Annotated in this window: 9 protein-coding genes; all 9 read left to right on the top strand. The window is 52.7% G+C overall.

What is annotated here, in order from left to right:
- Positions 1-3: 3 nt before the first annotated feature.
- The 9 genes from cpsB to SOM82_RS13120 all read left to right on the top strand — a co-directional run bounded on the left by cpsB (position 4) and on the right by SOM82_RS13120 (position 13137).
- Positions 4-1440, top strand: a complete 1437-nt coding sequence (gene cpsB / locus SOM82_RS13160; protein ID WP_320459832.1) for a mannose-1-phosphate guanyltransferase — start codon at positions 4-6, stop codon at positions 1438-1440.
- Between the two features lie 89 nt (positions 1441-1529).
- Positions 1530-2900, top strand: coding sequence for a colanic acid biosynthesis phosphomannomutase CpsG (gene cpsG, locus SOM82_RS13155; RefSeq protein WP_320459833.1), 1371 nt, complete (start codon positions 1530-1532; stop codon positions 2898-2900).
- 592 nt (positions 2901-3492) lie between these two features.
- Positions 3493-4887: an undecaprenyl-phosphate glucose phosphotransferase gene (wcaJ, locus tag SOM82_RS13150; protein WP_154127299.1), complete on the top strand. Its 1395-nt coding sequence runs from the start codon at positions 3493-3495 to the stop codon at positions 4885-4887.
- A 32-nt stretch (positions 4888-4919) separates the two neighbouring features.
- Positions 4920-6398: a colanic acid undecaprenyl disphosphate flippase WzxC gene (wzxC, locus tag SOM82_RS13145; protein WP_154127298.1), complete on the top strand. Its 1479-nt coding sequence runs from the start codon at positions 4920-4922 to the stop codon at positions 6396-6398.
- Between the two features lie 131 nt (positions 6399-6529).
- Positions 6530-7810, top strand: coding sequence for a colanic acid biosynthesis pyruvyl transferase WcaK (gene wcaK / locus SOM82_RS13140; RefSeq protein ID WP_154127297.1), 1281 nt, complete (start codon positions 6530-6532; stop codon positions 7808-7810).
- Positions 7807-9027: a colanic acid biosynthesis glycosyltransferase WcaL gene (gene wcaL / locus SOM82_RS13135; RefSeq protein WP_320459834.1), complete on the top strand. Its 1221-nt coding sequence runs from the start codon at positions 7807-7809 to the stop codon at positions 9025-9027. The genes wcaK and wcaL overlap by 4 nt, the downstream gene beginning before the upstream one ends.
- Before the next feature lie 11 nt (positions 9028-9038).
- A complete protein-coding gene (gene wcaM, locus SOM82_RS13130) occupies positions 9039-10430 on the top strand; it encodes a colanic acid biosynthesis protein WcaM (protein ID WP_320459835.1) in 1392 nt (463 codons plus the stop codon).
- Positions 10431-10605: 175 nt separating this feature from the next.
- A complete protein-coding gene (gene galF / locus SOM82_RS13125; RefSeq protein WP_154127294.1) occupies positions 10606-11502 on the top strand; it encodes a GalU regulator GalF in 897 nt (298 codons plus the stop codon).
- Positions 11503-11850: 348 nt separating this feature from the next.
- Positions 11851-13137, top strand: a complete 1287-nt coding sequence (locus SOM82_RS13120) for a lipopolysaccharide biosynthesis protein (protein ID WP_320459836.1) — start codon at positions 11851-11853, stop codon at positions 13135-13137.
- Positions 13138-13144: the final 7 nt, after the last annotated feature.

Raw genomic sequence — 13144 nt, 5'->3', positions numbered from 1 at the left:
ATCATGAGTCAGAATAAATTGTATCCGGTCGTGATGGCTGGTGGCTCTGGTAGTCGGTTGTGGCCGCTGTCCCGCGTGCTCTATCCAAAACAGTTCCTCTGCCTGAAAGGGGAGCTGACCATGCTGCAAACCACGGTATCGCGTCTGAAAGGCGTGGAGTGCGAAAGCCCGGTGGTGATTTGTAACGAGCAGCACCGCTTTGTGGTTGCCGAGCAGTTACGCCAGATTAACAGGCTGACCGAAAACATCATTCTTGAACCGGCGGGTCGTAATACCGCGCCGGCCATCGCGCTGGCGGCACTGGCCGCGCGGCGCAGCAGCCCGGATTGCGATCCGTTGATGCTGGTTCTGGCAGCGGATCATGTTATCCAGCAGGAAGACGCGTTTCGCGCGGCGGTTCGTGCGGCGATTCCTTACGCTGACAGCGGCAAGCTGGTGACCTTTGGCATCGTGCCGGATCTGCCAGAAACCGGCTATGGCTATATTCGTCGCGGCGATGTCAGTCAGGGCGAGGGGGACAGCGTGGCGTTTAACGTGGCGCAGTTTGTCGAAAAACCGAATCTCGACACCGCGCAGGCGTATGTGGCCAGCGGGGAGTATTACTGGAACAGCGGGATGTTCTTGTTCCGCGCCGGACGCTATCTGGAAGAGCTGAAAAAGTATCGTCCTGACATCCTGAGCGCCTGCGAGAAAGCGATGGCTGTCGTGGATCCGGATCTCGATTTTATTCGTGTCGATGAAGCGTCGTTCCTCGCCTGTCCTGAAGAGTCGGTGGACTACGCGGTGATGGAACGCACGGCGGATGCGGTAGTGGTTCCGATGGATGCCGGCTGGAGCGATGTGGGTTCATGGTCTTCGCTCTGGGAAATCAGCGCCCAAACGGCGGAAGGCAATGTTCATCACGGTGACGTGATTAGCCACAAAACGGAAAACAGCTATGTGTATGCCGAATCCGGTCTGGTGACAACCGTTGGGGTCAAAGACCTGGTGGTGGTACAGACGAAAGACGCGGTGCTAATTGCCGATCGCAACGCCGTTCAGGATGTCAAAAAAGTGGTTGAGCAGATCAAAGCTGACGGGCGTCACGAGCATCATATTCACCGTGAAGTTTATCGCCCGTGGGGCAAATATGACTCCATCGACGCCGGGGATCGCTATCAGGTGAAGCGCATCACCGTGAAACCTGGCGAAGGGTTGTCCGTGCAGATGCATCATCATCGCGCTGAACACTGGGTGGTAGTGGCCGGAACGGCGAAAGTCACCATTGACGGCGAGATCAAACTGCTGGGTGAAAACGAATCCATTTACATTCCGCTGGGGGTAACGCACTGCCTGGAAAACCCCGGGAAAATTCCTCTCGATCTGATTGAAGTCCGCTCCGGCTCGTATCTGGAAGAGGACGATATTGTCCGCTTCGAAGATCGCTACGGGCGCGTGTAAACCCGCAGCCTGCGGGCACTGAACTGAAAACAAATGAATAAGGCTCACTCAAGAGCCTGGGCCGACTGTTGCCTGAAAAAGGGATCATCATGGAAAAGTTAACCTGTTTTAAAGCCTACGATATTCGCGGCAAGCTGGGTGAAGAACTGAATGAAGATATCGCGTGGCGCATCGGCCGCGCTTATGGCGAATACCTGAAACCCAAAACCATTGTGCTCGGTGGCGATGTGCGTCTGACCAGCGAGGCGCTGAAACTGGCGCTGGCAAAAGGGTTGCAGGATGCGGGTGTGGATGTGCTGGATATCGGCTTGTCCGGCACGGAAGAAATCTATTTTGCCACTTTCCATCTGGGCGTCGATGGCGGTATCGAAGTGACCGCCAGCCACAATCCGATGGATTACAACGGCATGAAGCTGGTGCGTGAAGGGGCTCGTCCGATCAGCGGCGATACCGGGCTGCGTGACGTACAGCGCCTGGCCGAAGCCAACGACTTCCCGCCGGTGAATGAAGCGAAGCGCGGAAGCTATCAGCAAATCGATCTGCGCAACGCGTATATCGACCATCTGCTCGGCTACATCAACGTGGCAAACCTGACGCCGCTGAAGCTGGTGATCAACTCCGGTAACGGCGCGGCGGGTCCGGTTGTGGATGCTCTTGAGGCGCGCTTTAAGGCGCTGAATGTGCCGGTCACCTTCGTGAAAGTTCATAACACGCCGGATGGCAACTTCCCGAACGGTATTCCTAACCCGCTGCTGCCCGAGTGCCGCGACGATACCCGTAATGCGGTAATCGAGCGCGGCGCGGACATGGGGATTGCCTTTGACGGCGATTTTGACCGCTGCTTCCTGTTCGACGAAAAAGGGCAGTTTATCGAGGGCTACTACATTGTTGGCCTGCTGGCGGAAGCGTTCCTCGAAAAGCATCCGGGGTCGAAGATTATTCACGACCCGCGTCTCTCCTGGAACACGGTGGATGTGGTGAGCGCGGCGGGCGGCACGCCGGTGATGTCGAAAACCGGTCATGCCTTCATTAAAGAGCGGATGCGCGAAGAAGACGCGATTTACGGCGGCGAGATGAGTGCGCATCACTATTTCCGTGATTTTGCCTACTGCGACAGCGGAATGATCCCCTGGCTGCTGGTGACGGAGCTGCTGTGTCTGAAAGGGCAGACGCTGGGTGAACTGGTGCGTGACCGGATGGCGGCTTTCCCGGCGAGCGGAGAAATCAACAGCAAGCTGGCGCAGCCTGCGGAGTCCATCGCGCGGGTGGAAGCGCATTTTGCGCAGGATGCCCTGGAGATTGACCGTACCGATGGTATCAGCATGTCGTTCCCGCAGTGGCGCTTTAACTTACGCTCCTCCAACACCGAGCCGGTGGTGCGCCTGAACGTCGAGTCGCGCGCCGATACGGCACTGATGGAGGCACGAACGCAGGACATTCTGGCGCTGTTGAAGGCGTAATGGTATTTCGTCCCGACATATACCCCTCACCCTAACCCTCTCCCCCCAGGGGAGAGGGGATCGCCGGAGATGGGGTGGGAGATCGCCCGGAGCGGATTTCACCCTCGCCGCTTTGGGGAGGAGGATAGTCCGGAGCGGTTTTCGCCCTCGCCGCTTTGGGGAGGGGGATCGCCCGGAGCGGTTTTCGCCCTCGCCGCTTTGGGGAGGGGGATCGTCCGGAGCGGTTTTCACCCTCGCCGCTTTGGGGAGGGGGATCGCCCGGAGCGGTTTTCGCCCTCGCCGCTTTGGGGAGGGGGATCGCCCGAATCGGTTTCACCCTCGCCGCTCTGGGGAGGGAGATCGCCCGGAGCGGATTTCACCCTCGCCGCTTTGGGGAGGAGGATAGTCCGGAGCGGTTTTCGCCCTCGCCGCTTTGGGGAGGGGGATCGCCCGAATCGGTTTCACCCTCGCCGCTTTGGGGAGGAGGATAGTCCGGAGCGGTTTTCGCCCTCGCCGCTTTGGGGAGGGGGATCGCCCGGAGCGGATTTCACCCTCGCCGCTTTGGGGAGAGGGCCGGGGTGAGGGGTATAGCGGGGAACTTAAAGGAACAACGATGACAAATCTAAAAAAGCGCGAGCGAGCCAAAACGAATGCATCGTTAATCTCTATGGTGCAGCGTTTTTCTGATATCACCATCATGTTCGGTGGGCTGTGGGTAGTGTGTCAGCTAAGCGACCTGTCGTTTTTATACATGCATCTGTTGATGGCGCTGATTGCGCTGGTGGTCTTTCAGATGATCGGCGGGATGACCGATTTTTATCGCTCTTACCGCGGGGTCAAAATCACCACTGAGCTGATGCTACTTCTGCAAAACTGGACCTTAAGCCTGATCTTTAGCGCCGGGCTGGTGGCGTTCAGCAGCGACTTTGATAACAGCGTTGTGACCTATCTGAGCTGGTATCTGTTAACCAGCGTTGGAATGGTGGTCTGCCGTTCGCTTATCCGCTTCGGTGCGGGCTGGCTGCGCAACCGCGGCTACAACAAGCGTTATGTGGCGGTAGCCGGGGATTTACCGGTGGGTCAGGCGCTGCTGGACAGTTTTCGCAAAGAGCCGTGGCTGGGCTTCGACGTGGTGGGTGTGTATCACGATGCCAAACCCGGCGGTGTGCCGTCTGACTGGGCGGGAAATTACGAACAGCTGATTGAAGACGCCCGGGCGGGCAAAATCCACAACGTCTATCTCGCCATTCAGATGAGTGAAGAGGCGCGCATTAAATATCTGATGCGCGAGTTAGCGGATACCACCTGCTCGGTGATCCTGATCCCTGACGTGTTTACCTTCAACATTCTGCACTCGCGTATCGAAGAGGTGAACGGCGTGCCGGTCGTGCCGCTGTATGACACCCCGCTGTCCGGTATTAACCGTCTGCTGAAGCGCGCCGAAGATATTGTCCTCTCCTCCCTGATTTTACTGCTGATCTCGCCGGTGCTGTGCGGTATTGCGCTGGCGGTAAAAATCAGCTCGCCAGGGCCGGTGATCTTCCGCCAGACCCGTTACGGCATGGACGGCAAGCCGATCATGGTGTGGAAATTCCGCTCAATGAAGGTGATGGAAAACGACAAAGTGGTGACACAGGCAACGCAGAATGACCCGCGCGTCACCCGCGTCGGTAACTTCCTGCGTCGTACCTCGCTTGACGAACTGCCGCAGTTTATCAACGTGCTGACCGGCGGGATGTCGATTGTCGGGCCGCGTCCGCATGCGGTGGCGCATAACGAGCAGTATCGCGCGCTGATTGAGGGCTACATGCTGCGTCATAAAGTGAAGCCAGGCATTACCGGCTGGGCGCAAATCAACGGCTGGCGCGGCGAGACCGATACGCTGGAAAAAATGGAAAAACGCATTGAGTTCGATCTGGAGTACATCCGCGAGTGGAGCGTCTGGTTCGATATCAAAATCGTCTTTTTGACCATCTTTAAAGGCTTTGTTAATAAAGCCGCGTACTAACTGCCTGATGGAACAGGCTTAAAGGAGTGGTCATGAGTTTACGTGAAAAAACCATCAGCGGGGCGAAGTGGTCAGCGATGGCCACGATCATCATTATCGGCCTCGGGCTGGTGCAGATGACGGTGCTGGCGCGCATTATTGATAATCACCAGTTTGGTCTGCTGACCGTCTCACTGGTGATTATCGCGCTGGCAGATACCCTGTCAGACTTCGGCATTGCCAACTCGATTATTCAGCGCAAAGAGATCAGCCATCTTGAACTCACGACGCTTTACTGGCTGAACGTCGGGCTGGGGATTGCGGTGTTTGTGGTGGTGTTTCTGCTGAGCGACGTGATCGGTGATGTGCTGAATAACCCGGATCTTGCACCGCTGATCCGCACGCTGTCGTTTGCCTTTGTGGTGATCCCCCACGGCCAGCAGTTCCGCGCGCTGATGCAAAAGGAGCTGGAGTTTAACAAAATCGGCATGATTGAGACCACCTCGGTGCTGGCCGGTTTTACCTTCACCGTGGTCAGCGCCCATTTCTGGCCGCTGGCGATGACCGCGATCCTCGGTTATCTGGTCAATACGGCGGTGCGTACCCTGCTGTTCGGCTATTTCGGGCGTAAGATTTACCGTCCGGGTTTTCATTTCTCGCTGGCATCGGTGTCGTCGAATCTGCGCTTTGGCGCCTGGCTGACCGCCGATAGCATCATTAACTACGTCAATACCAACCTTTCAACGCTGGTGCTGGCGCGTATTCTCGGCGCCGGCGTCGCAGGCGGTTACAACCTCGCCTATAACGTGGCGGTGGTTCCGCCGATGAAGCTGAACCCGATTATTACTCGCGTGCTGTTTCCGGCGTTCGCCAAGATTCAGGACGACACGGACAAGCTGCGGGTGAATTTCTATAAGTTGCTGTCGGTGGTGGGAATTATCAATTTCCCGGCGCTGCTGGGGCTGATGGTGGTCTCTAATAATTTCGTCCCGCTGGTGTTTGGTGAGAAGTGGAACAGCATCATTCCGGTTCTGCAGCTGCTGTGTGTAGTGGGGTTATTACGCTCGGTCGGGAACCCGATCGGTTCGCTGCTGATGGCGAAGGCGCGAGTGGATATCAGCTTCAAATTCAACGTGTTTAAAACGTTCTTGTTCGTTCCGGCAATTATCGTTGGCGGCCACATGGCGGGCGCAATTGGCGTGACGCTGGGCTTCCTGGTGGTGCAAATCATTAACACCATTCTGAGCTATTTCGTGATGATCAAACCGGTGCTGGGATCCAGCTATCGTCAATACATTTTGAGCCTGTGGCTACCGTTTTATCTGTCGCTGCCGACGCTGGCGGTGAGCTACGGGCTGGGTGTGATTCTTGATGGACATCTGCCGCTGGGCGCGCTGCTGGCGACGCAGATTGCCGCCGGTGCGCTGGCGTTTGGGGTGATGATTGTTCTGTCTCGCAACGCGCTGGTGGTGGAGATGAAGCGCCAGTTTTGTCGCAGCGAGAAGATGAAGTCGTTATTGCGGGCGGGATGACCTCTCCCTAACCCTCTCCCCCGGGGAGAGGGAACGGTCACTGCATATTTTCACTCTCTCCCGCGGGAGAGGGCCGGGGTGAGGGCGTCAGCCCACACCTGTTACATGAAGAACCCCTTTAAGAGGTCATTATGAAATTACTGATTCTTGGCAACCATACTTGCGGCAACCGTGGCGACAGCGCCATTCTGCGCGGTTTGCTCGATGCCATTAACACGCTCGAGCCTGAGACCGAAGTGGATGTGATGAGCCGCTATCCGGTGAGTTCATCCTGGCTGCTGAATCGTCCGGTGATGGGTGACCCGCTGTACAGCCAGATGAAGCAACACAACAATGCTGCTGGTGTGATGGGGCGCGTAAAGAAAGTGCTGCGCCGTCGCTATCAGCACCAGGTGCTGTTGTCGCGCGTGACCGATACCGGCAAGCTGCGCAATATTGCCATCGCCCAGGGCTTTACCGATTTTGTTCGTTTGCTGTCGGGCTATGACGCCATTATTCAGGTGGGGGGATCGTTCTTTGTCGATCTCTACGGCGTGCCGCAGTTTGAGCATGCGCTTTGTACGTTTATGGCGAAAAAGCCTCTGTTCATGATTGGCCACAGCGTCGGTCCCTTCCAGAATCCGCAGTTTAACCAGCTGGCAAACTATGTCTTTGGCCATTGCGATGCGCTGATCCTGCGCGAATCGGTCAGTCTGGATCTGATGAAGCGCAGCGATATTGATACCAGTAAAGTCGAGCACGGCGTGGATACGGCCTGGCTGGTCGATCATCAGGAAGCGAATTTCACCCCGAGCTATGCCGTGCAACACTGGCTGGACGTGACGGCAAAGCAAAAAACGGTCGCTATCACGCTGCGTGAACTGGCCCCGTTTGATAAGCGACTGGGAACGACCCAGGCGGCTTATGAAAAAGCGTTCGCCGGGGTGGTGAACCGCGTGCTCGATAGCGGCTATCAGGTGCTGGCATTGTCCACATGTACCGGGATCGACAGCTACAACAAAGATGACCGCATGGTGGCGCTAAATCTGCGCCATCTGGTGAATGACCCGTCGCGCTATCACGTGGTGATGGACGAGCTTAACGATCTCGAAATGGGCAAGTTGCTCTCATCCTGCGACCTGACGGTGGGGACGCGTTTGCACTCCGCGATTATCTCGATGAACTTTGGTACGCCAGCCATCGCCATCAACTATGAACACAAATCTGCCGGCATTATGCAGCAGCTTGGGATGCCGGAGATGGCGGTGGATATTCGCCATCTGCTGGATGGCTCTCTGGAGGCGATGGTAGGGGATACGCTGGGGCAATTGCCGGCCATCAACCAGCGCCTGGCGCAGGCCGTTAAAGCCGAGCGGGAAAACGGGATGAACATGGTGAAATCCGTTCTCGAACGCATCGGGGAGGGCAAATGAAGGTTGGTTTCTTCTTACTGAAATTCCCGCTCTCTTCTGAAACGTTTGTGCTGAACCAAATCACCGCGTTTATTGATATGGGTTACGACGTGGAGATTGTTGCCCTGCAAAAGGGCGACACGCAGAACACCCATGCCGCCTGGACGCAGTACGATCTTGCGGCGAAAACCCGCTGGTTGCAGGATGAGCCGCAAGGACGCCTGGCGAAACTGCGCCATCGGGCCAGCCGGACGCTTTGCGGATTGCATCGCCCCACGACCTGGCGCGCGCTGAACGTCTCGCGCTATGGCGATGAATCGCGCAATCTGATCCTCTCCTCAATCTGCGGGCAAACGGCGCAGCCATACAAGGCGGATGTGTTTATTGCGCACTTTGGCCCGGCAGGCGTGACGGCCGCTAAACTGCGCGAACTGGGAGTGATCGACGGTAAAATTGCGACTATTTTTCATGGTATTGATATCTCCAGCCACGAAGTGCTTAACCATTATACCGGTGAATATCAGCAGCTGTTTCGTCGCGGCGACATGATGCTGCCCATCAGCGAGCTGTGGGCCGGACGGCTGAAAAGCATGGGCTGCCCTGGGGAGAAGATCACCGTTTCACGGATGGGCGTCGACATGGATCGCTTCACGCAGCGCCCGGTCAAAGTGCCGGGTAAACCGCTGCAAATTATCTCCGTGGCGCGTCTCACCGAGAAGAAAGGACTGCATGTCGCGATTGAGGCCTGCCGCCAGCTGAAATCGCGCGGGGTGGACTTTCACTATCGTATTCTGGGCATTGGCCCGTGGGAGCGTCGCCTGCGTACGCTTATCGAGCAATATCAGCTGGAAGGCTATGTCGAAATGCCGGGTTTCAAACCCAGCCATGAAGTGAAAGCGATGCTTGATGACGCCGATGTGTTTTTGCTGCCGTCGGTCACCGGCGCGGATGGCGATATGGAAGGGATCCCGGTGGCGTTGATGGAAGCAATGGCCGTGGGTATCCCTGTGGTCTCAACCGTGCATAGCGGTATTCCGGAGCTGATCGACCCGGGCCACTCCGGCTGGCTGGTGCCTGAAAACAACGCTGCCGCCCTTGCCGATCGTCTGGCTGCGTTCAGCGATATCGACCAGCAAGAGCTGATACCGGTTCTGCGCAATGCGCGTCAAAAAGTCGAAACCGAATTTAATCAGCAGGTGATAAATCGTGAATTAGCGAGCCTGTTACACACGCTATAAGCCGAGGTTGTATGCTGAAAAAAATAACCCGACGCACCTTTGTCACGTCATGCTCTTTGCTGGCCGCTACCCCGCTACTCTCCTCGCGTATTGCGCGCGCTACCGGCGGCGGGACGGTTGATATCAGCCAGTATAATCACAACGACTGGATTGCCTCTTTTAAACAGGCTTTTGCGGATGGGGATACGGTTGTGGTCCCTGAAAATCTCACCTGCAAGAATATCAACACCGGGATTTTTATTCCGGATGGAAAAACGCTGCTTATTCGCGGGGCTTTGACCGGCAATGGCCGCGGACGATTCGTGTTGCAGGAGGGCAGTAAAGTTATTGGTGAAGGGAAAGGGCGCACGGAAAATATTACTCTGGATGTGCGGGGATCCGGTTGTGTGATTCAGGGGCTGGCAATGAGCGGTTTTGGGCCGGTCACGCAGATTTACATTGGCGGTAAAAAACCGCGGGTGATGCGTAATCTGCTGATCGACAAGATTACCGTCACCCAGGCCAACTACGCCATTTTGCGCCAGGGCTTTCATAATCAGGTGGATGGCGCGCGGATCACCAATAGCCACTTTAGCCATCTGCAGGGTGATGCGATTGAGTGGAACGTGGCGATTAACGATCGCAATATCCTGATATCAGACCATGTTATCGACAACATCAACTGCACTAACGGCAAGATAAACTGGGGTATCGGGATTGGTCTGGCCGGGAGTACCTATGACAATGAGTACCCGGAAAAACAGACTGTTAAGAACTTCGTGGTGGCGAATATCACCGGCAGTAACTGTCGGCAACTGGTCCATGTGGAAAACGGCAAACACTTTATCATCCGTAATGTGAAAGCCAAAAATATTACACCGGATTTCAGTAAGAAGGCAGGAATCGACAATGCCACGGTAGCCATTTATGGCTGTGATAATTTCGTCATTGATAATATCGACATGGTCGATAGCGCAGGCATGTTAATTGGCTACGGGGTTATCAAGGGCGATTATTTGTCGATACCGCAGAATTTTAAGCTCAATGATATTCGCCTGGATAACCGACAGCTTGCGTATAAATTGCGCGGCATCCAGATTTCGTCGGGGAATGCGACCTCGTTTGTGGCTATCACTAACGTGGACATGAAGCGCGCGACGCTGGAGCTGCATAACAAACCTCAGCATCTTTTTTTGCGTAATATCAATGTGATGCAGGAAAGCAAAGTGGGTCCGGCGCTGACTATGAATTTTGACCTGCGAAAAGATGTTCGCGGCAAGTTTATGGCCAAAGAAGAGACGCTGCTCTCTCTGGCAAACGTCACCGCAGTCAATGAGAAAGGGCAGAGTTCAGTCGATATAGACCGGGTGGATCAGCATGTGGTGAATGTTGAGCGACTGAATTTTACGTTGCCGCACAGGTGAACACCTCTATGCGATTTTGCGACAAATCTGAATCAAAGCTGTGACCGATTAGGAATACAGCTACTGTAATTTATGTATCAAAAGAGTAACATCGGTCGGGTTATGAACCAAATCATGCTGGCGAAAAAAGGTTTAAGAGCTATAATTCGGCAACCATTTTAAGGTGGAAGAAATAATGATTAATTTGAAAGCAGTCATTCCGGTAGCAGGCTTAGGCATGCACATGTTGCCAGCCACGAAAGCGATTCCTAAAGAGATGCTGCCGATCGTTGACAAGCCGATGATTCAATACATCGTTGACGAGATTGTTGCTGCAGGGATCAAAGAAATCGTTCTGGTGACCCACTCTTCCAAGAATGCGGTAGAAAACCACTTCGACACCTCTTATGAACTCGAAGCGTTGCTTGAGCAGCGCGTTAAACGTCAGCTTCTGGCCGAAGTGCAGTCGATCTGCCCGCCAGGGGTGACCATTATGAACGTTCGTCAGGCACAACCGCTTGGACTGGGTCACTCCATTTTGTGTGCTCGCCCGATTGTCGGCGACAACCCGTTCATCGTCGTGCTGCCTGATATCATTCTGGATAATGCTTCTGCCGATCCGTTGCGCTATAACCTTGCGGCAATGGTCGCGCGTTTCAACGAAACGGGTCGTAGCCAGGTGCTGGCGAAACGCATGAAAGGCGATCTCTCTGAATACTCTGTCATCCAGACCAAAGAACCTCTGGATTCTGAAGGGCAGGTGAGCCGTATTGTAGAGTTTATCGAAAAACCCGATCAGCCACAGACGCTGGATTCCGACCTGATGGCAGTAGGCCGTTATGTGTTGAATGCTGATATCTGGGCAGAACTGGAAAATACAGAGCCAGGCGCGTGGGGTCGTGTACAACTGACGGATGCCATCGCACAGTTGGCAAAAAAACAGTCCGTTGATGCGATGCTGATGACCGGTGATAGCTACGATTGCGGCAAGAAAATGGGCTATATGCAGGCATTTGTGAATTATGGTCTGCGTAACCTCAAGGAAGGGCAAAAGTTCAGAAGTAGCATTCAGAAGCTACTGGCTAACGATTAACTTTTTCAAACGGTTAGCAGTTTAAAACGCAAGTCGCGGCAATCTGTCATTCTGAGTTGATATATGACTCAAGTATGATAGTTGCCGCTTTTGCATTTTAAACTACAGCTGTTTCAATGAGTTAGGTAGCTTACTTTTGGACCGTCTGATAAGGATTTCTGCTTGTTTCTGTCGCAGATTAGGACGACAATTAACGGATGTGTCGTGAAAATTAAAGATTCTCGGTTGTACAAAATATAGCCACCCAGGCATTCACAATTCGATACGCTCAGTGCACTGGTAGCTGTCAAGCCAGGGGCGGTAGCGTGCTCTTTTGAAATATACAATAGCTGCGTCATAATATTACTTATGATTTCTAAATTTATACGTGAAATTATCATTTTTTTGTTTGTTTCAGGGTTATCAAGGCTACTTCCATTCTTGTTGACGCCAATTTTCACTCACTATTTAGCCCCTCAGGATATGGGACAGCTTGAATTAGTCTTATCGTTATATAATATTTTTATGGTGTTCGGCATGTGTCAGTTAGATACTAGCTTACAAAGATACTACCACCTGAGTCCCTGTATACCTAAAGCAACGCTAATGGGAGTCATTAAATTATCAGTATTAACTACCATAATATTTTTTATTACTATTCCGTTATCTGTCAATGTTCTGTCTCTTGGAGAGAATGCTTATACTATCTTATTGATCGCAGGCGGATCTATTTTGTTTGCTAATCTACATATAATAAATAGTTTAATCATTCGATATTCTCGACCTATAAAGTACGTCATTGTAGTGAATGCACTACAAACCACTCTTTTTGCGACACTTGCCTACGTTGCTATTGTTAAATTTAATTCCGGGGTTCAAGGTTACTTCTTGGCATTATTGGTCTCGTATGTTATTACAGTGTTACTGTCAGCTTTAATAACTAAGGAGCTGTGGGTATTAAGCATTAATAAAGAAGATGCAGGAAAAATTTGGAGTTTTGCATTACCGCAAATGCCTGCTCGTATTGCTAGTGTCGTAGCTCAATACGGAAATCGTTTTGTTTTGTTCACAATATTTTCACAAACAACAATTGGAATCTTTGCTGTTGCGAGTAAAATATCAACACTTATGTTAGTGGGGTTGAGTGCATTTTGTATGGTATGGTATCCATTACTGTACGATAAACATCAAGACGCCGCACGTAAAGACGTTACTCTCATTTTTAAATTAATTATTACAATAATGCCCGTTGTAGTCTTGGCTTTATTTGCTCTAAGCGCTTTTATATTTAAGTTTTATATTTCGAAGGAATATATACAAGCAGAATTACCAACTTATATTATGATTGTCGCGGCATCATTTTTAGTGATTAAAGAAATGGTAGATGCCGGTATAAAAATAAGTGAAAAAGTGAAGTATATTTCATATATTTACATCAGCAATACGATTCTATTGTTCATTTTAATGATATTTGCAGGGGTTATGTGGGGGTTGAATGGAGTAGCATATTCTATACTTATATCAAACATTATCCTGACATATTCAACCTGGCTTGTGGCTGAAAAGCTACATCCAATGAAATTTGATATGCGATATTGTCATGTATATGTATTGTTTTGCTTCGTTATCGTATTGTCTCTACAACTTTGGACGTGAAGAATAA

Source organism: Lelliottia sp. CFBP8978, from assembly GCF_034046055.2.
Lineage (GTDB): Bacteria > Pseudomonadota > Gammaproteobacteria > Enterobacterales > Enterobacteriaceae > Enterobacter.
The sequence above is the reverse complement of the archived record's forward strand: the minus strand, read 5'-3'. Positions and strand labels throughout refer to the sequence as shown.

What these genes read in the sequence shown, in the direction of transcription:
- cpsB (WP_320459832.1), top strand. Translation starts at nt 4, where the DNA reads ATGAGTCAGAATAAATTGTATCCGGTCGTGATGGCTGGTGGCTCTGGT.
- cpsG (WP_320459833.1), top strand. Translation starts at nt 1,530, where the DNA reads ATGGAAAAGTTAACCTGTTTTAAAGCCTACGATATTCGCGGCAAGCTG.
- wcaJ (WP_154127299.1), top strand. Translation starts at nt 3,493, where the DNA reads ATGACAAATCTAAAAAAGCGCGAGCGAGCCAAAACGAATGCATCGTTA.
- wzxC (WP_154127298.1), top strand. Translation starts at nt 4,920, where the DNA reads ATGAGTTTACGTGAAAAAACCATCAGCGGGGCGAAGTGGTCAGCGATG.
- wcaK (WP_154127297.1), top strand. Translation starts at nt 6,530, where the DNA reads ATGAAATTACTGATTCTTGGCAACCATACTTGCGGCAACCGTGGCGAC.
- wcaL (WP_320459834.1), top strand. Translation starts at nt 7,807, where the DNA reads ATGAAGGTTGGTTTCTTCTTACTGAAATTCCCGCTCTCTTCTGAAACG.
- wcaM (WP_320459835.1), top strand. Translation starts at nt 9,039, where the DNA reads ATGCTGAAAAAAATAACCCGACGCACCTTTGTCACGTCATGCTCTTTG.
- galF (WP_154127294.1), top strand. Translation starts at nt 10,606, where the DNA reads ATGATTAATTTGAAAGCAGTCATTCCGGTAGCAGGCTTAGGCATGCAC.
- SOM82_RS13120 (WP_320459836.1), top strand. Translation starts at nt 11,851, where the DNA reads ATGATTTCTAAATTTATACGTGAAATTATCATTTTTTTGTTTGTTTCA.